Genomic DNA, 23434 nt, shown 5'->3' with positions numbered 1-23434 from the left:
TCCTTATCAAAGCACCTTGGCTTCATGCTGTAATTTATTTAATAACTCAGTCACTGATTCAACTTTTACACCCGTACTGCGAGTTGCGGGCGCAGTAACTTTTAATACTTCAATGTGTTTTTTAAGTGACAATCCTATATTTTCCAATTCCAATATATCCAGTGGTTTCTTTTTTGCTTTCATGATATTTGGGAGACTCGCATATCGCGGTTCATTCAAACGCAAATCAGTACTCACAATAGCAGGTAAACGCACGCTGAGAGTCTCTAATCCTCCATCTATTTCACGAGTTACCTGAACAAGAGTACCACTTGGTTCAACTTTGGAAGCATAAGTAGCTTGTGGCCAATTTAATAAAGAAGCCAGCATTTGTGGAGTCTGATTACTATCATCATCTATAGCTTGTTTACCCATTAATACCAAATCTGGTTTTTCATCTTCGATAATTTTCTTTAATATTTTAGCGATATTTAGGCTTTCAAAAGAATCTTGGGATCGTACCAAAATTGCTCTATCAACACCTAAGGCTAAGGCATGGCGAAGTGTTTCCTGGGAACTGTCTCCACCTATACTCACTGCAACAATTTCTGTTGCCCAATTTTTTTCACGCAAACGTAATGCTTCTTCAACAGCAATTTCATCAAATGGATTCATTGCCATTTTAATATTTTGTGTTTCAACTCCGGTATTATCCGATTTAACCCTAATTTTTACATAAGGATCAATTACACGCTTCACTGCCACGAGAATCTTCATAATTCCTCACTGGAAAATCAAAACTAACGCATCTTGCCAGAGATACGGTATCTAATTCAAGGGGAAGTAACAATTTAAGCAAAATTTACCGTAGTGTCTGTTTATAAATCTACTATGCTGGTCAAAATAACTCGACTTTCTGCACTAAGATATCCGCATTTTGTTTCCTACCTCTAAATATTAATAGTCGTCAAAGCCAGCTGATTCACCATAGTTCCCTTTAATAAATTGATCACCCGCTCAGCTCGATCAACCGCTAAAGCAGTATTACTTCCTTCAACATAAACATTTGTATTTTGTTTCACTAATAATAACATATTAGAAGCTGCATTTATTTTATCTTCTACTTTTAAATCAGTATCCTTATCGATAACACGCATTCGCAGTAAAAATGCTTGCAACGCCCGAGATTTTGCTCCTCCGGCTCGCCAATTTTTAAAAAATTGTTGTTCTAATAATCCAAGATACGATTCAATAGGGGCTGCAATCATTTTTAATTCTGGCGTTGTAAAATTTTCAGAATTACTCTGATTTTGACTTGCAAGAACCAATTCTTTGCATATTGATGCTTCATTGGGCTCTTCATAGGGATACTTTGCAGTCGAAGATACGGCAATAAGAGGAGTTAAAAGAACCGAGCCAATTTGTAGGCTCGCATCATAAAATTGACGCGTTGCCCAAAAAGTCATTTCGATCAAACGAACCAATAAGGTAGTTGTTGCTGTTGCCGTCACGGCAGTAATCTTTTGTAATGTTTCGCCTAGTTTTTGTAACTCCTTGGATTGACTACTCTCCAAAAATTGTCCGCTTTTTAATAAAGCAAAATAAAGCGCATAAACAGCAAATAATTCTTCTGCAAAAACAAAAGTTCCAAAGCTGATAAACACCATAGGGAGAAACGAGATTAGAGCGCGTATTCCTTTTAGTTTTATCTTACCTACTTCATCAAAATAGCCTGTTGATTCATTTAATAAACTTAAAAGACTGGCATAAAAATTACGCTCAGTATAAGTTCTCGAGCGATTCTTTAACATTTCTAACCACTTTTTTAAATCTTCGCGCGTAGTAATCTCATCAAACTGAATAGGTTTAAAATCCTGTGGTGAAGTTAATTTTTCATAGCAAAGCATTAATGTTTTAAAACATGCTCCATCGTTACGACCTTCGGATAAATTTTGCTCAATCCATGCGGTTTCAGGACTAAATGTATGAGCACGATCGGGATGAAAATATAATGTTAGTGCTTTATAATTTTTTCGAATCTTTGCCTTATTAGGACCATCTTTTAGAAGTAACTTATTAATTAATCTAATAAAATCAGCATCTAAACGTAAAAGGATTTCTTTATTCAAAGGACTCAAATAACTTTTTTTTTCTTCATCATAACTGGTATATATACTAACCAGAGTTTTTAATTCAGTCTCTATAGTCATCAGCACTCCTTTGCATTAGTTTATAGATCGATACTGTTAAAACTCAGATTGTGGTTTCACTCCAAACAATACCACCCATTTTTTTGAACCAACTTTCCTTCTAAGATATTCAGTAAAAAAGCTAACTACTAATACACTAATATAAAAGGCACTCATTACATCACTCAAATAATGAAAACATAACAAAATTCTTGATAAAGCAATTAAAAATGCAAGACTTAGTAAACCATAAAAATAACGCGGAAAAAGCACTCCTAATCCTGTTGCTAAACTGATAACCGTTGTTGTGTGTCCTGAGGGAAAAGACCAATAATTACTGCTTAATTTAAACCAATAAAACCCAAACTCATGACTTGAAAACAATAACTCAGGACGAGCACGGCTTAAAGTAACTTTCAGAATCACACACACCAAATTCGCAATAAAAACACAACCCAACAAATACCAAGACCTTGCTTCATTTATGGGATTAATCCGGATGTAACGAAAATATAATCCTGCAATAAAAAATAAAATAATATAAGCAATTGATTTTCCTAAAGCGGTGAATATCTCTAATACAGGCACCTTAGTCCCAAGATCCAACTGATGAAAATAGGCTGCCAAAGACCTATCAACAAAATGATAGGCTATAATAACAAAAATTGCATAAAGAAAAATAACCCAAGGTTTTTTCATAAAATAGACTGTTTTTTCGAATTGTGTCATCAATCAATCCTTATTTTATTAACGTAGATACCAAGGTACTGTAATTACAATAGTACGAGGATCTCTCTCTAAAAAAAGCAAAGCACGTAACCCTGTTGCATGAATATTATGCAATAAATGCTCATACCACTTGGGTTCTACTAATTCAGGTATAATAAACGCAATAAGTTCATTTTTCCTTTCCTTTCTTACTTTATTTACAAAATTTAATAATGGTTTATAAATACGCCGATAGGGCGATTTAATAATTTCAAGCTTGGGAATCTCTTTATCTACCTTCTTGGCTGGTACCTCAATTTTTTCATGCCAAAGTTGCTTCAATCGTTCAACATCCTCATAACCCGCATCGATAAAAACAGCTGTAATATCATCTGAGAGTAACATCCCAAATTGAATTGCTTTTTCTGCGATCAAATCCAAACCATGAATTGGAATAATCACTATAGGATGCTTTAGTGAAAGAGGATCAATCGCTATAGGATTTTGAATTTCAAGAGCAATTTTTTCATAATGACGTTTTATACGGTACATTAAAAAGGCTAATGTAGGTGCTATCATTACAATTATCCAGGCACCTTGCATGAATTTTGTAATTATAATAATCAAAAGTGCGACTGCAGTGATTACAGCACCTAATGCATTTATTATTAATTTATAGCCAATTTGGCGATTTTTATTTCGAAACCAATATACTACCATGCCAGTCTGGGAAAACAGAAAAGCACTAAAAGAGCCAACAGCAAATAATGGAATCAGATTATTCGTAATTCCTTTAAACGCAATTAAAATGACGGCAGAAAAAATTGCCAAAATGATAATTCCGGCTGAGAAAACTAAGCGTCTACCGCGCTCAGCAAAAAAATAAGGTAAATAATTGTCTTCAGCAAGTAAACGACATATTCTCGGAAAACCTGAAAAACTGGTTTGCGCCGAATAAGCTAAAACAAAAAAAATACTAGCAATCGAAATAAAGTAAAAAACACCTTTTCCCGTCGTGGCCTCAACTATTTGTGACAGTATAGTTTGATAGCCAGGTTGTTCCTGATCCATAGCTAAAATATGATAAGCAGGACAAAGATAACCGATAAATATTAAAAACAAGGTAAGCGTACCAACAATTATAGTTAATGTCCACTGTGCATTTTTAACTCTCGGTTTACGAAATAAAGATACCGCATTACTAACAGCTTCAACCCCTGTCATAGCAGTTAAACCATAAGCCAAAGCAGTTAACAATATCCAAAACGTTAATGTTTCATTTGAACTCGTTTTTATTTTTGGGGGAGTATTTACAGGATAGGGATGTCCGTTATTTATCCAAACATCCACTACTCCAATGATCATTGCAATTAACATGCATAATATAAAAATAACTATAGGGCTCAAAAATAGCGTTCCTGTTTCGCGAAGACCTCGCAAATTAATTGCCGTGAGCATCAGTAAGATAGCTAGACATAATGTAAGTGTATAAGGATGCAACGATGGAATTGCCGATACTAGAGCACCAACTCCAGCTGATATTCCAACTGTAACGTTCAATAAATAATCCAGCATTAATGAAATTGCAGCACCCAAACCATATTTTTTCCCCAAATTATCACTAGCAACAACATAAGCACCTCCTCTTTCTGGATAAGCCGCTGCTGTTTGCAAATAAGAAAAATACAAAAATATAAGAACAAGGACAACTAATAGCGAAAGAGCAAAAAAATAATGTAATCCTATTATTCCTGCTGGCAACAAAATGGTGAGTGTTGCTTCTGGACCATAAGCTATAGAAGATAGAGAATCCAGTCCTAATGCAGGAATTCCTGTTAAAATAGATAGCTCTTGTTTCTTCTTTGCTTTTAAAGTAAGTGGCTTTCCTAATATCTTATTAATTAATGACATATCCCTATCACTTTATTATTTTTAATCCATTGTAATCATCCAGTAAATCATGTCTAGTATACATCACATCATCAAGTTTTTTTCTCAGACTAAATCGAATTGACCATTGCAGCTTGCTCAACAGGTACGTTAATTTGAGATTTTATTGTTTTTTCGGTAAAAAACCGATTTTTTCTAGAATCAGATCTTATCGATGTCAAGGTATCCTCTTTCACAGACTCTATAAAACTCGGAGTATCCCTATATCCACCAAGGCAATATCTTTGCCACAATCCGTCCAACTTCATCTCAATAAAACAATGATCAGAGTTAACAACCACAGAAACAGGAACCTCAGGATGTACACGCTTCATTTCTTCTTTAAATGCAATAGCTCTTAAGCGACAACTTCCAATACTCAATTTTCGTGCCTCATTAAGATATTCATGACCATTATGAATCGTAACACCGATAGAATCGCGTAATTTTCCATGGTCTTTACCAAACTTCAGGTATTTCATTAATAAGTGATGAATCTCTTGATGTTCAGGATTCTTTGTTAACGTATTAAATATAGGGTTTGAACGATAATGTTTTGGCATACGCAGCAGTAAATTAATCGTAGCATCTATAGGAACTGCTTTGGATTTTGTTAACCGAATATAGTAGAGATGATTTTCTTGAGAATATTTAATTTCAAAATCATCTTTTTTTAATCCTTTAATTGCAACATCGACTAAAGTCTCATTCGGATCTAACGAAGGTAAAGCTTGCCAGTCTCTTGTTAGGCAAACATTTTTTTCTCCTTCAAATAATGTCAATGTTGACTCTTCTTTCCTTTTTTTTATTAGCGTGTTTGTTATACCCTTAGAATGAAATTTATACTTACAATGAACTGGATTTTCAGTAGCGTTCATTCCTAATAATTCGAAATATTGGAATGGCGAGGATGGAGCCTCATTAACAGTTAAATCAGAATATACTTCATTACGATAATACTTACTTGATGGAGTCAACGTAATTAAATCAACAGGCTTAAATACAGGTTTTCTGTATTGAGGTTGAGCAACAAAGGCCTTAGTATCAATACCACTTTGGTAGTTTTTTTGTTTCACATTTTTTTGGGCCGCTATCTGCTCTTTTAGTTGTTGTAATTCGACTCGCTCTATTTCATGATTTTCGACATTTGCAATCTCTATATCAATGATATCTTGCTTGGCTTGTCCCAAATGATAATCATCAAGTTTTGTTGCAAATAACGGCGCAACGTTATTGAGTTTCATGGCAAGCGACTCACGATCATTCACTAAATTTTGACACGCTTTATAGTCAAGAAAGTGCACCTTTGTTGTATCTAATTTTTGCTGTTCTGCTTGTTGAGAAAGTGTAGTTCTCGTTGCTGGCATCAACTTAGAAGCCAACAAGTCATCAAAATTCTCTCCATTGATGGCTTTTTGCAAAGATTCTTTATTCATTTTAACCAGTTGTCTATTCTCCCAAGTGTATAAAGAATGCCCTGCAGCAAGCAATCCAATCATATGCTCGAGTAAAAGCTCGCGTTTACTTGTTGACCAGCTGGAGAATGACCAATCCGCAAAAATGTATATTTGACTTTTTGAAGAGGTTTTAGAGTTCTCAAGCTCCTCTTCTTGAGTATGCTTTTCTTCTATAATTGAAGGTTTACTTTTTAATTTCTCTATTGCCTCACGAATATCACCATCAAAAATACCTTGAGTTCGTGCAAATGCACGTACATGAGAATATGAGGTTGCTGGAAACCATTCTCCTAAAAGCCCCGTTTTTCTTTGCAGCGTAGGAAGCAATGTTGCAATAAGCTCTAAACCAATATCAACCTGCAAATTAACGGGATATGCTTGAAGTTTAGGATCACGGAAAGGTAAAAGAAGCTTCTTCAAATCAGATGCTTTTTTCTTGTCCGCTTCATTAGCCCACCATTTGGTTTCAATCCGTCTAATTTCATCATCAACTACCGCTAACAAAGTACTCATTAGCTTTCGACCTGAAGCAGGTAAGATCTGCAAAGTAAATGGTGGAAGTAATTGTTCTTGTGCAGCAATCATATTCTCAAAATCATCGAATTGCTGCTGATTAACCGCGCTTTCTACCTGTATTTTTCTTTTTGTTGCCTCTCTAAAACCGGCCTCCAAAGCTTTTGGTAAAACATGTCTACCGCGATCGACCAAATTAGGATCTACTTGATTCAGAACTTGCATTAGATTACGTGAGCAATAAGTAGCCTCTGAAGGGGGATTTTTTTCTCTATCTTTCTTATCTTGGTTTGATCCTTTAAAAAACGATTTGATAAGAACCCAAAGACTAGTTCGTGCTTTTCCTTGTGCATGAAGTTTTTCGGTAAGCTTCACTTGTTCTAAATACGCATCAAGAAATTGCTGTCTTGTTTTACCATCAGTATGTTTAAAAAGTAATAAACTTGAATTAACCATGGGAAGAATTTCAGCTTGTCCTGAGGCTCGCCAGAAAGTAACTAATAATTGTATTAATCGATTTTTGTTCTCTTTTGATGCAGAAAGGAATTGTTTGATAAGCTCCTCGGTATCTTCTGTTCCTTTCATGTTTTTAGCCAACCGCTTCATCCAGCGAGGACCAGCTGCAAGTGCCTCCTTGATTCGGGTAGCAGTAAATTCTTTAGTACAATAATTTAAAAGCAGTACTGATAACTCTTCTACCGTCTTTTCTTGTAAGGTTTTAATAAAGGATTCTGGGGATAAAGAAAGTTTTCGCTCAAAATTATGACATATTACACCGTATTTATTCTTTTCGGTGCAAACAAAAACAGAAATAACCTCTCTATGTCCGTGCTTGCTCCGAGAAGTTGTTAGTGATTGTGCTGCTTGCTTGAATAGAGCCAAGGGCTTTTTGCTATTAGTAACCACAAACAAAATATCGCCTGGATCAATAGCACAGTCATTCATCACTAACATGATGATACTCCTAATAAACTAACGTGAGTTCGACATAAAAAGGTATATAAATGCCTTTTATGACGCTAACCGAACGTTATCCCGTAACGCTTGTCCCCAGAGAAAACAGGGATACGCAGCGTTTATACGGGAGCTAGTTTAAAAAAAACAGTTCGACTATAAAGCTTTATATCGAACTGACGTTAAACTAATTACCGGTGACCATGAAAATGGCCGTATGCTGAAGGATGACCATGATGATGGCTACCAGACAGTAACGAAGTTTCACTAGTAACTACTGATGTGACAAGCGTGGCAAGATCGTCGTCATTTAATCCGGCTTGCTCCATACCCTTAGTAATTTGATCAATTGACTCAGCAGAAAAATCAACTTCATTCAGTCGAGATGCTACATCTCCTGGTTTAGAAAATGACATCACACCGACTTCTGCAACATGTTGCTTCAATAGAGAAAGGAACGACTCTTTTTTACTTTGTAAATCAACAGTGGTAGGAGAAGTTGCTTTAATGGACTTATATCTTTTTATTACAGAGTCAACATATTGCATTGCATCTTGATTATCCCGTAGTGATTCACTTTTGCTTTTTTCAGCTAGTGAATTATACTGAGGTACCAGAGTACTCATCTTACCTAAAGCATCGTTCATTTCAGGTGTTAATGGATTTAACGTTGGCATTTTCTCTCCTAGGTGTATTAATCGGCTGCATTCTATCACTTCAAGATCAATCAAACAACTTATTGGTTCTTATTTGGACTTATTGGCATGGGCCAATTTATTTTATTGTAAAGAATAAATAAAATTTTCCCTTTTTTATTTGTTATTCCAAGCCACAATTCGTTAGAATCAGAATATTTTTATCGTGAGTTATTTTTAATGTTAGAATTTACCTTAATTCAAAAAGTATGTATTTGGGCCATTCCTATTTTACTTGCTATCACCTTACATGAAGCAGCTCATGCTTTTGTTGCCTATCGATGCGGAGATACTACTGCAAAAATGTTTGGCCGCTTAAGTTTAAACCCCATACGCCATATTGACCCCATAGGTACGGTGATGATTCCTTTGATAGTTGGTATTCTAACTCAATTTAATTTTGTTATTGGTTATGCCAAACCTGTCCCAATAAACTGGAATCAATTGCGTCACCCCCGTCGCGACATGATTTTAGTAACCCTTGCAGGACCTTTTGCAAATATTTTTATGGCTTTCTTATGGGCCGGTTGTTATAAAATTTCACTAATGCTCAATCCTAGCTCTTCGATGCCTGTACTTTTTCTGTATGCCACAGCTCAAGCTGGGATGTTAATTAACTTGATTTTAGCTGCTTTAAATTTGCTTCCTATTCCCCCACTAGATGGTAGCCGAGTAGTAAGCAGTCTATTACGTCCTCGACAAGCTCTGGCGTATGAAAAAATAGAACCCTATGGTTTTATTATTCTGCTTATTTTGGTATTTACTGGAGCTCTAGGTTTCATATTAACGCCATTGATCAATTTAGGGTTAATTTCACTTAGTGCCATTTTTAATATATGAACATCTTAGCCGATGCTTCGCTTCCAGGATTAGAGCAAGCTTTTCCTAAGCCTTTTAGTGTAACCCGTTATTATCATCCTGATGAACTTGCTCACTTACTTGTTGGACAGGATGTACTTCTTTGTCGATCCACTCTAAAAGTAAATCGAACGTTATTAGAAAATCATTCTTTAAGATATGTAGCTACTGCAAGCAGTGGCACTGATCATCTAGATCACGCCTGGTTAAACTCTCAACAGATTCAAATTATAGATGCCAAAGGCTCTAATGCACGAGCTGTTGCAGATTACGTCGTTGCTTGTCTTGCGTTTCTGGAACAACACCATTTTATCCAAGGTCATAAAGCAGGTGTAATAGGCTTAGGTAAAGTGGGAACACAAGTCAGTGCTCGATTACAAGCAGCTGATTTCCAAGTATTTAGCTATGATCCACTAAAGGCGATGCACGAACCCACTTTTCAAAGTTGCTCTTTAGAAGACTTGTATCAAACCGATCTTATATGCATTCACGCAGAACTGCATGACAATCAACCTTTTCCTAGTCAACATTTAATCGATCAAAATTTTCTTATGCAATTAAAACCTGGCTGCATCATTATTAACGCTGCACGAGGAGGAATTGTAGATGAGAATGCGCTACTTAATCAGCAAAAACCATTGATTTATTGCACTGATGTATACTTCAATGAGCCAACAATTGATAAACACATTATTGATAAAGCGATACTTTGTACACCCCATATAGCAGGCCACAGTGTCGAAGCAAAATATGCTGCGATAGCTATGGTTAGCGCATCTTTACACAAAATTGCGAATTTACCTCTACCTCAATTTTTTCATCCCCAAATAATAAAAACGATTCATTTGGAAAAAAATAAATTATGGCATGAATCAGTTTTAACTATTTATAACCCAATTGAGGAAACATCGTGCTTAAAACAAGCTGTAGATAAAAAATCTGCATTCATAGAGTTACGCAGGCATCATCAAAATCGTCATGATTTTTGTCAGTATTCCATGGACTCAATTTGCAATAAAAAAACTAGATTATTAATGGGCTATAAATAAAAATCGATCCATAGCTTTATGTCATTAAGCCTAAATTTGTTCATTGTAAATTAGCAAATCAAATGATACTCTCTTATCGGTTTTTTACAAAAATAAAGGAGTATTTATAATGTCTGTAGGAACAAAGTTAGCCTCTTTTACCGCTACTTTAATTTTTGCTGGTTCTGCTTTTGCCCAAGATGTAGTATGTCCTGATCTCAGTGAGATCCAAAAAGTAGGAATCAATAAAGCCTCAAGAATCGATTTTCAAAAAAATCATTATGTTGGCTACTCAGTTCACAATTACAACACAGATTCAAGTTGGGGCTTCGCTATTGGACCAGTAAAAGCAAGCTCAGAGAGAGAAACGATAGAAATAACCAATGAAATTTTATCAACCATGAGTGGTTCAGGACGTGTTGATACCCGTACCGGTGATGTAATTTGCGTCTATCAAACACATAACCCGAATATTTTGGCAATTGCTATCAAAGATTATTTTGAAGTTTCTCCAATAAGATTCAAACAATTCATGTAAAAAGCACTTCATATATAAATGCCCCGACTATTGCAGTCGGGACTTGATAGTTTATTTTTGGATTAATCTTCGAATTACATCTTGATCAGAAAATTGATATTTCACCGTACCAATCTGCTGATATGACTCATGTCCTTTTCCCGCGATCAAAATAACGTCATTTTCATCTGCTTTACTTAAAGCATAAGCAATAGCTTCTTCACGGTTTACTAATCGAATTGTTTTAGAGGATATGGGAACATCTTGTATTATCTCATTGATAATTACTTCAGGATCTTCTGTACGTGGGTTATCACTTGTAATGACTATTTGATCAGCCAACTTATCAGCAACTTTTCCCATTATTGGTCTTTTAGTTTTATCCCTATCGCCACCACAGCCGAATACGACCCATAAACGCCCTTTTTTTAATTGATTTAGAGTCATTAACGCATTCTCTAAAGCATCGGGCGTATGGGCATAATCAACCAATACATAAGGTGAATGAGCAACAATTTCCATACGTCCAGGAGCAGCTTTTAATTGGGTCATCACATCAACCACGTGTTCAGGAACGTAACCAGCAGCTAACAAACTACTAAATATAGCTAAGCTATTGTAAATATTAAATTGTCCTAAAGATTTTATCTTTATTTGATGCCCCCCCCAAGGTGAGTACACTTCGATTTCCGTGCCATAAATATCCATCAACCAGTTTTTAACTTTGACATCACAATCTTGATATATCCCATAAGTTAATTTTCTTGCTTGTGGTTTAACTGCAGCAGCCATAACCTTATAATAAGGATCATCTTGATTTATAATGGCACATTCCAAAGACTCCCTAGCAAATAATAGAGATTTTGCCGAAGCATAATTGTCCATACTCTGATGATAGTCTAAATGATCTAAAGTTAGATTAGTGAATATAGCCTGTTTAAATTCAAGAGCATCGACGCGATGCTGTGCCAATGCATGAGAAGAGACCTCCATACATACTTGTCTAACCCCTTGATTTCTATACTGATGTAATAATTTTTGTAAGCATAGAGAGTCAGGTGTTGTATTATTCAATAATTTTAATTCCTCTACCTTACCTTGACCAATAGTACCTATATATGCAGTCTTTTGTCCTAATAAATGATGTGCCTGGGCTAATTGATAAGCAATTGTTGTTTTCCCATTAGTCCCGGTCACTCCAGTTATATTTAAAAAAGATCCTGGATCTTTATAAAACTGTTTTGCAATATTAGAAAGTTGTATTGACAATTCTGGAATAGGAATGCAAGGAACTAATTGAGGCAATATGTAGTTTTTAGGGAAATCAGCAGGATCATAAGCGACTGCAGCTGCCCCAGAGCTAATAGCCCTATCTATAAATAAACGACCATCAGCAGCTGAACCTGCATAAGCTATAAACAAATTTCCTGGCTGAATCTGACGGCTGTCATTTTCTAGACCAGTAATCATACAGTCAGTTATTGTTTGTTTTATCCAAGGCTCTAATAATTGTGAAAGTTTCATTAACTAGTTCCTAAAATTAACTCCGTTCGAAACCCAATTTACCCCACCAACTCATCCGTAGGTATATTAAACAATCGTAATGCTCCTGACATGATCTTCGTAAATAAAGGAGCTGCAACCGCAGCAGCATAATAACCCTTTCGAGAAGGTTCATGGATTATAACAACTACAACAAATTTAGGTTTTGAAACTGGAGCAATACCCACAAAACTTGCAGTATATTTTTTATCTTTATACCCATCTTTTCCGGCCACACGAGCCGTTCCAGTTTTTCCAGCTACACGGTACCCGGGTACTTTTGCAGCGCGCCCCGTTCCATCTTTCATAACTACTTCCATCATGGATAGAACCTGTTGTGCTGTTTCAGGTTTTATTACTTGTACTCCAGGAGTTGGAGGATCATTATGCAGTAAGGTCACTGGAATCAATTTTCCTTGATTTGCGAAAATCATGTTAGCTTTAGCCAATTGTAATGCAGTTACCGATAAACCATACCCAAAACTCAACGTTGCCAAAACGAAAGGATTTGCATCTTTGGCATTAACAATTCCACCTTCACTTTCTCCAGGGTAAGTACTTTCTGTGCGTTGACCAAAACCACAACGCTGTAATAATCCTATTAATTGTTCTGGAGGGCTTGCTAAAACCATTTTTGTTACACCAACATTACTTGAGTGTTGCAATACTCCCGTCACATTCAAAACACCATAGTTGTGAATGTCTCGTACCGCATGACCATGAACAACCATCCAACTAGGATTTGTATCAATTATGGTTGAAGGTGTAAACAATCCTGTTTCTAAAGCACTGGCTATACTGAAAGTCTTAATTACAGATCCTGGTTCAAATGTATCCGTAACAGCCCTATTCCGATAAGTATCTTTATCATAACGGCCGCGTGAATTAGGATTATACGAAGGAACATTAGCCATAGCTAAAATTTCACCATTTTCAGTATCAACTACCACAACAGAACCAGATTTTGCAGCAAACTCTTCAACAGTTTTACTTAATTCACTGTATGCTAAATACTGCAATCTTCTGTCAATACTTAAGGTCATGTCACGTCCAGGACGTGGTTCTTTAATAACTCCTAACTCATCAATAATTCGACCTAAACGATCTTTAATTACTCTTTTTTTACCAACTACTCCTTTCAGCCAGTCCTGATAGGCTAATTCTATTCCCTCTAACCCCTGATCATCTACATTTGTAAAACCTATCAACTGCGACATACTGTCTGAATCAGGATAATAACGTTTAAATTCTTTTTGAAAATTGACACCGGGAATTTTAAGCGCCTTTATTTGCTTTGCCAAAGGAGGAGGTAATTGTCTTTGTAAGTAAACGAATTCTAATTCTTTATTCTCAGCATCTACTATTTTGCGACTTAATTGCGGCGGAGTAAAATTTAAATAGGCTGCCAAAGACATAAATTGCTCTTTGTCAGGAGCAAATTCCTTAGGGTTGACCCAGACTGATTCTACAGGAGTGCTAATTGCCAAAGGAGTACCATTCCTATCCATGATCATCCCTCTATGGGCAGGAATATCTACTACCCGTAAACTTCGTGCATTACCCTGACCTTGGAGAAATTGCCGATGAAGTACAGTTAAGTCAATCATACGCAATACCAAAATGAGTAAAAGCAACGAAAAAAAAGCAGATACAATGATAAGTCTATTTAAATGGGTTGATTTTTTCATGGATATCTACCATTTATAACCTGTGGCAATGGTACTCGTTTGAAATAAAAACTTCTACTGCTGAGCCTGCAACCAGTAAGAATTTTTAGAGGTAGGTAACACCATCTGTAATTTATCGCTAGCAAGCTCTTCTACGCGAGCTGGAGTAGCCAAGCTTGCTTGTTCCAAAAGTAATTGCCCCCATTGCAGCTGCAAATAGTGAGTGAGTTGTTCTTGTTGCTCCACTTGACTTAAAGTCACACGATACGAATTGGTACTGTAAACTACAGCCAACGCACTTATCAATACAGCTACTAATAATATAATCAGCATGTATAATGATTTAGACATATGTATATCTGCCAGTTGACCATTAAATAAAGTACCTTCTTGGTTAATTACTTTCGCTGCAGCGTTCATGCTAATTTCTCCCCTATTCTAAGTACTGCACTTCGAGCCCTGACGTTCTTACTTACTTCGTTTTCTTGCGGCATTATGGCCTTACCTATTCTTTTAAAACTTGTTTTTAATTCTTCGTAACGTATGGGTACTTCAGGAGGTGGTTGAGCGCCTACTTCTTTATTCCTCATAAATTGTTTGACAATTCGATCTTCAAGAGAGTGAAAACTAATCACTACCAATCTACCTTTGGGTGCTAAAACATGAAGACATTGCTCCAAACAGCTTTTTAAATCGTTGAGTTCTTGATTAATGTAAATTCGAATTGCTTGAAATACGCGTGTTGCAGGATGTTTGTGCTTTTCCCATTTTGGATTTGCTTCTTTTACAATTTCTGCTAACTGCAGAGTCGTAGAAATAGGAGCAGTAGTTCTTGCAGCAACAATGGCTTTGGCTATCCGTCCAGCAAAACGTTCTTCCCCATAAAGTCTAAAAATAGCAGCCATTTCATCTGCTTCTGCTTCATTAACAAAACGTGCTGCACTCAGAGACTGAGACCTATCCATACGCATATCCAATGGACCTAGCTGTAGAAAACTAAAACCTCTTTCTGGATTGTCTAATTGTGGTGAAGAAACCCCTAAATCAAGTAAAATCCCATCTACCATTCCCAATACACCCACTTCATCTGCAAATTCTTGAATTCTTGCGAAAGAGCCTTGAAATATATGAAACCGTTTATCTTGGTCAAAATGTTCTTTAGCATATGCTAGGGCATCCAAATCTTTATCTATAGCGTACAAACGCCCTTCTTCATTTAAATGACGCAAAATCTCCTTACTGTGGCCACCGCGCCCAAAAGTGCCATCAAAATAGATGCCACTGCTTTTAATGGCTAAGCCTGTTATTGATTCATGCAATAATACGGATTGATGTGTTGCCATAGTTGTTTCCATTACAAAGAAAACGTTTTCATTTCATCAGGTAAACCAGAAGTTCCAGAACTTTCCTCAGCTAACCATTGCTCACGCCGAGTTTCCCAAATATCTTTATTCCAGACTTCAAATTTATTTCCTTGGCCTATCATCACTACATCTTTTTCCAACTGTGCATAATTTCTCAAAACTGTTGGCAGTAACACGCGTCCATTTGCATCAACTTCGACATCAGTTGCATGACCAATCAATAAACGTTGTATTCTTCGTGCAGCTGCATTAAAGCTAGGTAGTTTTTGCAAGTTATCCTCAATTATCTGCCATTGAGCTGAGGTGTACAGCAACAAGCATGTTTCTTCAGTATCAATAGTCACCACTAAAGGAATTTTTTCATCAGCCCCCAACGCAGATCGGTAACGCGTAGGGATAGCTAAGCGTCCTTTTGTATCGATAGTGATGGCATTTATTCCACGAAACATGGCTTTGTTTATGTGAGGGTTTTCATTCCCCCACAATTCTCCACTTTTTTATTATTCTACTCCACTTTTATACACTATAGAAACACATTTCTCCATGCGTCAAGATAAAAATCCACTTTTTAACTAATTTATTTATGACTGACAAAATAATTGACTAAAAAAAATCTATATGAATAAATATTAGGCTTTCTTCCAGGCTTGCTGTAGTGAGGGAAGTGCAAGGAGAAACGGAGCACAGAACTGGAGTGTACACGCCAGTACATGAGGATTCGAGCACCGTATCAACGTAGCAACTCTCCACTACAGTAGAGTTTGGAAAGAAGTCTATTGATTATTTATAGAAAAAGCAGTTGCAAGACTTATTTAAAAACAACTCCAATAGGGAATAGTATTCAGCAGAGATAGAACAGGGTAAAAAGTACAGAGGAGGATGGTGAATCATGGTCGAACGGACAGCTGCATCAACCTGAGCTTACCCTATTTGCATTGCTTACCGCATGGTTCAGCACTATCTATTTCAGTTGCAATTTCGGTAAGAAACTTATTATATAATTTGTTTTGGTTCTGAAAGAACGTTTTGAATGCTATTTTAGGCTTAATCTGGCTATGTAACATTGATAATAATGAGTCAATATCATTTTTCTCCAGAACTGCTTCTTGAGTTAAATATCTAGTTACATAAGTTAACCTTTTCTCATAACTTCGCTCACTGTCCAAATGTGTCGATATACGAAAATAATGTGTTAGGAGTTTTTGTGCCTTATTAAGCGTTTCTTTTTTAAACACAGGTTCAAAAATTGCTTCAGAAAAGTTAGACTCTACCTCAATCTGTCTCATTTCAAGGGCGAGACGCTCAAACGTCTCCTTTAAATCAAGCTCCGATTTGATAGCTGCTTTAAGAAATGTCGCTAAAGTTCGGTGATTCTCAGGATTGGTTATGAAACATCGTACGAGTTCATCTAAATGATGAGGAACTCGAGTAACGTTAATTGTTGAACAATCGCCAACACAACGACCGGTTAAATCTTGCATCACTATGTCAAGAGGGATTTGATCAACTTTATCAATAAAATAAACTACTCCATCATTCATGCCTTGCTCAAAAAGAATGGATTTTAATGTATTCGCTAGTTCTACTCTTCCATGATTAGCACAGTAGTCTAATACCTCCTTGATGGTTTTAATCTCTTTTTGTGGAAAGCATTCTTGCTCGATGTCATCAATTAATTTTAACAGGATTTTTCTGCGCTCCAAGCTTTTGGACATTGCTTGTCTCGTAATAAGCTCAGCTATTTCAAAGGTAGAAGGATTTTGCTTACCCTTTAATTGGTCAAAGAGAGCTTCGAAGGTAAGGCGATCGATTGCTATATCACGTTGTTCTGTAGTCTGAGAAATCAAATTGGATTCGAACTCTCCCCATATTCCGTCTGTCATAGAAACTATGATATCACCTTCATCAAGCTCCAATGTTTGTTTTATAATTAATTTGTTTCTATCAGGAGCTGATTCTAGCATTTGTACGGACGGGGGTGTCCATTGACCGAATCCCCGATAAATATGACGAGCGCAGATTGTATGTTTCATCTTTAGTTGTTTATCTAAAACAATAATTAACCCATCACCAACATTGACAAACTCACCTGAATAGCCTTTGTTTGAATCATAGTTATAGATAAAAGCAGCCATAGAAGCATGCGCATCTTCTGGTCTTAATTTAATAAGCTTTCTGGAAGAAGAAGTTGGTAGATTAATCAAATTGAGTGTCGCATCTATATTTTTCTTACTATCTAAAAATGCTTCACAAGTAGAATAAGCTACTTTATGAATATTATTATCCTCTTCTTGATCACCAACCCCTCCACCCAAACCATCAGTGACTGCAACTCTTGCACCATTAATAACGCCAAGCTTATTCTTGGTTATTGAAACCCCAGCGCTATCAAGTATAGTATCATGTTCCAAATCCTCCCCCCCATAAGCAAGGCTCGAACCGGTTATAATTGCACTGTTGTGGCTATGATTTACAGAATAAAATCTTTTTGATAAGAAAGTTACTAAATCTATAGAGTTGTCTTTAGAAATTGAGGGAGCAAAAATAGAATTTTTACTTGTGATAACTTTATCTCTCATATTATTACTCTCTCAAATCAAAACTATTTTCCATGATAAAAAGCGGCTTTAAAAGATGATAGCTACCTTAAACAATTTTCACCAAAGTTACCTAATTTATTCGGAATCAAATTAATAGTATATCACAAAGAATCATTGCCAAACAAAACAAATAGAGCGCAATATGTTTCATAAATACACAATTATGCTTCTTCAAGTCTATATGCTGCTCTTAAGATAATGTCGTTCCATATTCATTCTCATATACCCTGCCATTCACCTTACTCCTATAAGCTATAATTAAATCAATTGGGTTTAAAAAAAAGCATATTTTTCTTGGGGGAGTACATCATGGCTAAGCTACCTGGTCTATTTTTTCTAAAATCCTATCCATCTGAAGAGGTATGGCGGTTATTTGTTGATGGACGTTTTTGGGTCAAAGAAAATGGTTGGCAAGGTTATGAATCGAGAGAGCCTGGTAGCCTTAGCGCTGCCTTAGAAAGCTTATGCTCTACTGCGTTAGAAATTGAGGAATCAGATAAAGATTTTGAGCTGAGCGTTGACTTAATAAAGAGCATTCATAAAAAATGCGGTCGAAAAGTAGAAGAATTAGCGGATAAAAATCCAGGTGAACCTAGAACCACTGAACCGGTGTCATTTGGAATTCCTGCTAATCGTGCATCAATCAAAGGAATTGAGGAGTTCTTGCAATTATTTTTTCTTAGGAAAAGTAAAGCAAGTTTTGGCCCAGGACAGGGAGGAATGTTTGCGCCAAAGTTTGATAAAGACTATTTTGAAGATTTACAACAAGAACAAATTCCCGAGCTCGCTAAAAGCATTTATGCAGATATGTGTAACCATGGTCATAGTGTTACGAGTCACTTCTATCTTGCAGTAAGAGAAAATGTGGAGTTCTTCCTTGAAGCAATTACTCAATCTTATAATAACGAAATTAAGCAAGCCAAAACAGTTGACGAAAAACTACAAGTTATTGCCAAACATATTCGTCAATATGAGGTATTGCATCCTTTTAGAGATGCGAATGGCAGAACTTTTGTAAATAATTTATTGAATATCCTATTAATGCAACAAGGCTTACCACCAGCAACTTTTTATGAACCGAATGTTTTTGACTTATATAGTACTAATGAATTAGCAGTTATTATAAAAGAAGCAATTTTCAATACAATGCAAATTATTAAAAATAATGAAACAGGTATCTCATTATACGGATATAACTCAACTAAAGAAAACGGAACTAAGTTTAAGGAAATGCTTGATAGTCCTTCTTTCTCTATGATTCAAAGCCTTGAGTTTTTACCATCACAAGAAAGTTTGGTCGTCGAGCAGGCAGAAAGTTGTACTGCCTCATTATCTAATGAATATCCACTTCATAGGGGAGCAGCTTATTTTAGTGATCCGAATGATATAAAAGCACTTGTATCAATGCATCAATCTAAAATTAATCAATGTATCGATCAAGGAGCTCCTCCACTCTATGTCGGTAGAACTCCTATTCAACTAGCTATTTTGATGCACAATAGTGCTATGCTCGAGGAACTTCTTGCTCAAAAAGCAGACTTATCAATTCAGGATTTAGACGGCAAGACTGTTCTCCATTACGCTGCGGAATTTGGAAATATGAAAGTAATGGGAAAAATAATGTCTGCTTTGTTGACTCAAGAGAACTCCATGCAAATATTGAACATGAAAGACAAACAGGGAAAAACTGCGTTTCATTATGCTGCTGAATTTGGCAGCTACGGAATCATAGATACCTTAACGGATACCGACAATATTGAAATAAATACATTAGATAACAGAGGCGCTTCTGCAATAACTTTAGCTTATCAAAATAAGCATTTCACTACTGTAGAAAAGCTATTGAATCCTGATGTACATATTAGCCATGAACTTTTGCAAATGATAATGAATCGGAATGATATCGGCACATTCCAAAAAATCATTGCTAAAAATCAACAAATTTTAAAAAATCCAGAAGCTTTTTTTGTAGCGATTCATCTAGGAAGTAGGACTATTATTAAAAAATTTTTGGACGCCGGATTCGATATAAATGCTCCATTAACAGAAAGAAATGAGACAGCATTAATGTTAGCTGTCCAAAATGGAAATGAAAAAATAACTAAATATTTGCTAAAACACCATGCTAATTCTAACTTAACGAGTAATGATAATAGCTCAATATTACATTTTGTTTTTTATTCAAATCCAGCTCATTGGGTAAATTTGATAAAAATAATAACAGACGAAAATCCACTTCTCATTAATCGTGAAGATGGTTCGAATAAAACTCCTATTTTTAGTGCAATCAGAGATTATAATATAACAAAAATATTAATGGATAGAGGGGCGAGTCTCGACCATAAAGATAAATTTGAGAATAATATTTTGCATCATGCAATGGGGCGATGTGAGTTACCGATAATACAAGAGCTGGTAAATACCAAGAGAGCTTTGCTCCATGAGAGAAATTCTAACGGCAGAAATCCATTGCATGAGGCACTCAATTCCTACAGTTCATTTTCAGAAGAAAAATTTATTGAGTTAACTATGTTATCTATAAAAGAAAAGGTAAATTTAAAAACGGCAGATGGAAACAACGCAACAACATTGGATTGTGCCTTATCAAAGAATTTTTGTCATCTATCTGTTCTCTTAATGAAAAATGGCGTCCATACAAATATTGTCCAACCTACGAAATTTCTTAAAAAATGTGAATCTGAGTTGATTTTAGAACAATATGAAGAATTTAAACAGCTCTTAAATAAAAAACTAAGTAAAAATCCATTAGTTGCAATGGGGCAACTTAATGATTTATATATGGAAATCAAGAAAAATACTATCCGTACCCCCAAAAATTTTATGCCTGAAGGATTTAGTTTATTTAAAGGTAAATCAAGTGATTCAAAAGCCCATAAAAAAGTATTATCTGGATTAAAAGAACTTTATGATATTAAGCTCAAAGAGGCATTGAGTAGACACCCCGCAGATAACTTGAAAGATTTAATTCATCACCAACAACTTTCAAAGAAAATTGATAAACCTGCCAGTCAATTGATAAGCGGTGAAACCCATAAAATAAAATGGACAATGTAGTCTGAAAAAGCGAATTCTGGGCTTGTTGAGTTGCAACTGAATCATTATCTTATATGAGTAAAAATGATTCACCAGAATCAATTATTCATCAAAGCAGCCAAACGTATTCCTTGCAGCACTAAATCAGGAACCAAATGATCATACAAACCTTGTTTCTCAAATAATGACGCAAATCCTCCGGTAGCTAAGATTAACGTCTTTTCTGCACCAAAAACCTCTTGAATCATACGTTGAATCAACTCACGGCAAGCACCAAGAACACCATAATAAACCCCTGATTGTATGCTCTCTATAGTTGAACGTCCTATTGGGTTTTCTATTTTTATTATTTCTACTGCTGGTAATTTTGCAGTATTTTTGGACAAAGCATCTACTGAGAGCCTAACTCCTGGTAAAATTGCCCCGCCCATATAGGCTTTTTGCGCACTGATAACACAAATAGTAGTTGCAGTACCAAAATCAATAACGATCGAATTTTGATTAGGATAAAGGTGAGTTGTTGCAATTGCATTGGCAATTCTATCTGCGCCAACTTCCACAGGGTTACGGTACTTAATATTTAATCCCGTTTTAACTCCTGCCTGTAATAAAAAGGGTTCTATAGAAAAATACTTAACACACGCTGCACGCAAAGAATAGTCAATTTGAGGAACAACGGAACAAATGCCAATTTGTTTAATGGATTCTGGTAAACAATTATTTTCACGCAAAACACTTTTTAAAAAGATACCTAATTCGTCTGAGGTACTTATTTTAGATGTGTGGCGAAAACGCAACTTTATCTCATCACCATCAAAAACACCGCCATAAATATGAGAGTTTCCAACATCAATACAAAGAATCATAACTAATCAGATCCGATTTAAAATATACGATAGTAAATGTCGATCAGGTTATTAGCAAGTTGTTCGTGTAAAAAAACAGTAGATGCATACAGCCAAACTAGAATCGAAGCAGTATATAGAATTATCCCCTGTAGGATGGTTTGTTTTATTATCAATAAAATAAAAAAAGCCCTGCATTTGCAGGGCAAGAGGAGATACTGCCTGGTTTTTAGTAAGGCTTTACAATTACTGTTGTTCCAATATCGGCGAAATCCTCATTTAACCATTTTGCGGCACTCGGTAAAACGCGAATACACCCATGGCTTGCGTTGTAATTAGGAACTTCATATGCTGCATGGATGGAATATGCTCCGTGAAAATGCATACAATAGGGCATTCTAGCTCCCCCATGCGTTTCAAGAGGATAAAGGCTAGAGGTACAATCCTCGCCTTTTTTAGAGTAAATACTATAGGTTCCGGTCACAGTATGGCAGGGTTTTCCTTCATCTTCACAAAAATCCTGACCTCCAGAAGCACTTCCTGTGTTTACCCTGTTTCCCTCTTTATCATAAGCAGCCCATGCCGTTGCTTTAGGATCAAATATAATAACTTTTTTTCCTGTGGCTTCTCTTTTCAATGGAAAATAATTAGAGCCTTTATGGTCAGCCGACATGCTCATTGTATAGTGAGTATAACCTGCGTCATCCACAATAGGCACTGATCGATCCATAGAGGCACAAGATGTTGCTAATGCACATACTGGAACTAACACGAGATATTTTTTCACGTTATTTCTCCCTCTTTATTTATATTCTTTATCGGGAGTTTTAAAAATAGGTTTAGGCTTTTTTGTAATTTTTTTTTATTTTCTGTATTTTTTATGACCTCTCAAAGGGATATGAAGACTTCTTCGAAAACTCGCTACAGTGAGAGAAATGCGAGGAGACACGGAGCGCAGAACCGGAGTGTACATGTAAGTGCATGAGAATTCGAGCACCGTATCGACGAAGCAATTCTCCACTGGAGTAGAGTTTCCGAAGAGGTCTGATGATTATCCTAAAATCGGCAGTTGAATCCACAACGAGTGCTCATTGCACTGATTTTTCTGGCTATTTTTCAGATTGGTTGGGTAACATGTATTGGATAGCCAACATGAGTTGTTTATCGGAGCATTCAAAACATCCACCTCTGGAGGGCATTGCATTTAATCCCTCATTTGTATGCTTAAAAAGAACGCTCATTCCTTGCTTTAAACGTGTTTCCCAATCGTCTTTATCACCAACTCTTGGAGCACCAATAGGAATTAAAGGTTTAATCGCATGACAATTCACACAGAAATGATCATAAATTTGTTTGCCTTCGTTTTTGGTACCACTAATTGATTGTAAAAATTCCTGAGGGTGATGACTTTCAGCATAGGCTGATATCTGGAAAATTAATAAAGTTACTATATAAAAACTGAAACGAATCACTATTTATACACTCCTAAAATTGGCATCTGATTTCATCAAAAAAACATACTAAGTATTTTACTA

The 23434-nt window shown here is 36.0% G+C and carries 19 protein-coding genes; 4 read left to right on the top strand and 15 right to left on the bottom strand.

Going from position 1 to position 23434, the window contains the following annotated elements; translation table 11 throughout:
• Positions 1 to 6 precede the first annotated feature (6 nt).
• The 6 genes from Lgra_RS14785 to Lgra_RS14760 all read right to left on the bottom strand — a co-directional run bounded on the left by Lgra_RS14785 (position 7) and on the right by Lgra_RS14760 (position 8406).
• Positions 7 to 756, bottom strand: a complete 750-nt coding sequence (locus Lgra_RS14785) for an electron transfer flavoprotein subunit beta/FixA family protein (protein ID WP_058500030.1) — start codon at positions 754 to 756, stop codon at positions 7 to 9.
• Positions 757 to 929: 173 nt separating this feature from the next.
• Positions 930 to 2189, bottom strand: coding sequence for a hypothetical protein (locus Lgra_RS14780; protein ID WP_058500029.1), 1260 nt, complete (start codon positions 2187 to 2189; stop codon positions 930 to 932).
• A gap of 36 nt (positions 2190 to 2225) precedes the next feature.
• Complete coding sequence (locus Lgra_RS14775) at positions 2226 to 2897, bottom strand: phosphatase PAP2 family protein (protein WP_058500028.1); 672 nt, start codon at positions 2895 to 2897, stop codon at positions 2226 to 2228.
• An 18-nt stretch (positions 2898 to 2915) separates the two neighbouring features.
• Positions 2916 to 4787 (bottom strand): APC family permease, encoded by a 1872-nt coding sequence (locus Lgra_RS14770; RefSeq protein WP_058500027.1) that lies wholly within the window; start codon positions 4785 to 4787, stop codon positions 2916 to 2918.
• Positions 4788 to 4876: 89 nt separating this feature from the next.
• Positions 4877 to 7729, bottom strand: a complete 2853-nt coding sequence (locus Lgra_RS14765) for a hypothetical protein (RefSeq protein ID WP_058500026.1) — start codon at positions 7727 to 7729, stop codon at positions 4877 to 4879.
• Between the two features lie 191 nt (positions 7730 to 7920).
• A complete protein-coding gene (locus Lgra_RS14760) occupies positions 7921 to 8406 on the bottom strand; it encodes a hypothetical protein (protein WP_058500025.1) in 486 nt (161 codons plus the stop codon).
• 198 nt (positions 8407 to 8604) lie between these two features.
• On the opposite strand from Lgra_RS14760, the gene Lgra_RS14755 reads away from it, so the two are divergent.
• The 3 genes from Lgra_RS14755 to Lgra_RS14745 all read left to right on the top strand — a co-directional run bounded on the left by Lgra_RS14755 (position 8605) and on the right by Lgra_RS14745 (position 10848).
• Positions 8605 to 9264: a site-2 protease family protein gene (locus tag Lgra_RS14755; protein WP_058500024.1), complete on the top strand. Its 660-nt coding sequence runs from the start codon at positions 8605 to 8607 to the stop codon at positions 9262 to 9264.
• A complete protein-coding gene (locus tag Lgra_RS14750) occupies positions 9261 to 10331 on the top strand; it encodes a 4-phosphoerythronate dehydrogenase (protein WP_058500023.1) in 1071 nt (356 codons plus the stop codon). The genes Lgra_RS14755 and Lgra_RS14750 overlap by 4 nt, the downstream gene beginning before the upstream one ends.
• Positions 10332 to 10440: 109 nt before the next feature.
• Positions 10441 to 10848, top strand: a complete 408-nt coding sequence (locus Lgra_RS14745; protein WP_058500022.1) for a DUF4949 domain-containing protein — start codon at positions 10441 to 10443, stop codon at positions 10846 to 10848.
• 51 nt (positions 10849 to 10899) lie between these two features.
• Here Lgra_RS14745 and Lgra_RS14740 read toward each other — a convergent pair whose 3' ends face one another.
• From Lgra_RS14740 to Lgra_RS14715, 6 genes are all read right to left on the bottom strand, one after another.
• Positions 10900 to 12351, bottom strand: a complete 1452-nt coding sequence (locus Lgra_RS14740; protein ID WP_058500021.1) for a UDP-N-acetylmuramoyl-L-alanyl-D-glutamate--2,6-diaminopimelate ligase — start codon at positions 12349 to 12351, stop codon at positions 10900 to 10902.
• Between the two features lie 38 nt (positions 12352 to 12389).
• Positions 12390 to 14057, bottom strand: a complete 1668-nt coding sequence (locus Lgra_RS14735) for a peptidoglycan D,D-transpeptidase FtsI family protein (protein ID WP_058500020.1) — start codon at positions 14055 to 14057, stop codon at positions 12390 to 12392.
• Positions 14058 to 14111: 54 nt separating this feature from the next.
• Complete coding sequence (gene ftsL / locus Lgra_RS14730; RefSeq protein ID WP_058500019.1) at positions 14112 to 14456, bottom strand: cell division protein FtsL; 345 nt, start codon at positions 14454 to 14456, stop codon at positions 14112 to 14114.
• Positions 14453 to 15379, bottom strand: coding sequence for a 16S rRNA (cytosine(1402)-N(4))-methyltransferase RsmH (gene rsmH / locus Lgra_RS14725; protein ID WP_058500018.1), 927 nt, complete (start codon positions 15377 to 15379; stop codon positions 14453 to 14455). Before rsmH ends, ftsL begins: the two co-directional genes overlap by 4 nt.
• A gap of 11 nt (positions 15380 to 15390) precedes the next feature.
• Positions 15391 to 15849 carry a division/cell wall cluster transcriptional repressor MraZ gene (mraZ, locus tag Lgra_RS14720; RefSeq protein WP_058500017.1) on the bottom strand — a complete coding sequence of 153 codons (459 nt, stop codon included), beginning with the start codon at positions 15847 to 15849 and terminating at the stop codon, positions 15391 to 15393.
• A gap of 477 nt (positions 15850 to 16326) precedes the next feature.
• A complete protein-coding gene (locus Lgra_RS14715) occupies positions 16327 to 17979 on the bottom strand; it encodes a PP2C family serine/threonine-protein phosphatase (protein ID WP_058500016.1) in 1653 nt (550 codons plus the stop codon).
• Between the two features lie 330 nt (positions 17980 to 18309).
• On the opposite strand from Lgra_RS14715, the gene ankX reads away from it, so the two are divergent.
• A complete protein-coding gene (gene ankX / locus Lgra_RS14710) occupies positions 18310 to 21075 on the top strand; it encodes a Dot/Icm T4SS effector AnkN/AnkX/LegA8 (RefSeq protein ID WP_058500015.1) in 2766 nt (921 codons plus the stop codon).
• A gap of 77 nt (positions 21076 to 21152) precedes the next feature.
• Here the strand turns inward: ankX and Lgra_RS14705 are convergent, their stop codons facing one another.
• The 3 genes from Lgra_RS14705 to Lgra_RS14695 all read right to left on the bottom strand — a co-directional run bounded on the left by Lgra_RS14705 (position 21153) and on the right by Lgra_RS14695 (position 23374).
• Positions 21153 to 21920: a type III pantothenate kinase gene (locus Lgra_RS14705; protein WP_058500014.1), complete on the bottom strand. Its 768-nt coding sequence runs from the start codon at positions 21918 to 21920 to the stop codon at positions 21153 to 21155.
• Between the two features lie 208 nt (positions 21921 to 22128).
• The gene (locus Lgra_RS14700; protein ID WP_058500013.1) at positions 22129 to 22686 is read right to left on the bottom strand and encodes a L,D-transpeptidase; all 558 of its coding nucleotides are present in this window, start codon (positions 22684 to 22686) and stop codon (positions 22129 to 22131) included.
• A gap of 322 nt (positions 22687 to 23008) precedes the next feature.
• The gene (locus Lgra_RS14695; protein ID WP_058500012.1) at positions 23009 to 23374 is read right to left on the bottom strand and encodes a c-type cytochrome; all 366 of its coding nucleotides are present in this window, start codon (positions 23372 to 23374) and stop codon (positions 23009 to 23011) included.
• Positions 23375 to 23434: the final 60 nt, after the last annotated feature.

It is taken from the genome of Legionella gratiana, assembly GCF_001467695.1.
Taxonomy (GTDB): domain Bacteria; phylum Pseudomonadota; class Gammaproteobacteria; order Legionellales; family Legionellaceae; genus Legionella; species Legionella gratiana.
The sequence above is the reverse complement of the archived record's forward strand: the minus strand, read 5'-3'. Positions and strand labels throughout refer to the sequence as shown.

Coding starts and splice junctions, on each gene's coding strand:
- Lgra_RS14785 (WP_058500030.1), bottom strand. CDS start 756: ATGAAGATTCTCGTGGCAGTGAAGCGTGTAATTGATCCTTATGTAAAA.
- Lgra_RS14780 (WP_058500029.1), bottom strand. CDS start 2,189: ATGACTATAGAGACTGAATTAAAAACTCTGGTTAGTATATATACCAGT.
- Lgra_RS14775 (WP_058500028.1), bottom strand. CDS start 2,897: ATGACACAATTCGAAAAAACAGTCTATTTTATGAAAAAACCTTGGGTT.
- Lgra_RS14770 (WP_058500027.1), bottom strand. CDS start 4,787: ATGTCATTAATTAATAAGATATTAGGAAAGCCACTTACTTTAAAAGCA.
- Lgra_RS14765 (WP_058500026.1), bottom strand. CDS start 7,729: ATGTTAGTGATGAATGACTGTGCTATTGATCCAGGCGATATTTTGTTT.
- Lgra_RS14760 (WP_058500025.1), bottom strand. CDS start 8,406: ATGCCAACGTTAAATCCATTAACACCTGAAATGAACGATGCTTTAGGT.
- Lgra_RS14755 (WP_058500024.1), top strand. CDS start 8,605: ATGTTAGAATTTACCTTAATTCAAAAAGTATGTATTTGGGCCATTCCT.
- Lgra_RS14750 (WP_058500023.1), top strand. CDS start 9,261: ATGAACATCTTAGCCGATGCTTCGCTTCCAGGATTAGAGCAAGCTTTT.
- Lgra_RS14745 (WP_058500022.1), top strand. CDS start 10,441: ATGTCTGTAGGAACAAAGTTAGCCTCTTTTACCGCTACTTTAATTTTT.
- Lgra_RS14740 (WP_058500021.1), bottom strand. CDS start 12,351: ATGAAACTTTCACAATTATTAGAGCCTTGGATAAAACAAACAATAACT.
- Lgra_RS14735 (WP_058500020.1), bottom strand. CDS start 14,057: ATGAAAAAATCAACCCATTTAAATAGACTTATCATTGTATCTGCTTTT.
- ftsL (WP_058500019.1), bottom strand. CDS start 14,456: ATGAACGCTGCAGCGAAAGTAATTAACCAAGAAGGTACTTTATTTAAT.
- rsmH (WP_058500018.1), bottom strand. CDS start 15,379: ATGGCAACACATCAATCCGTATTATTGCATGAATCAATAACAGGCTTA.
- mraZ (WP_058500017.1), bottom strand. CDS start 15,849: ATGTTTCGTGGAATAAATGCCATCACTATCGATACAAAAGGACGCTTA.
- Lgra_RS14715 (WP_058500016.1), bottom strand. CDS start 17,979: ATGAGAGATAAAGTTATCACAAGTAAAAATTCTATTTTTGCTCCCTCA.
- ankX (WP_058500015.1), top strand. CDS start 18,310: ATGGCTAAGCTACCTGGTCTATTTTTTCTAAAATCCTATCCATCTGAA.
- Lgra_RS14705 (WP_058500014.1), bottom strand. CDS start 21,920: ATGATTCTTTGTATTGATGTTGGAAACTCTCATATTTATGGCGGTGTT.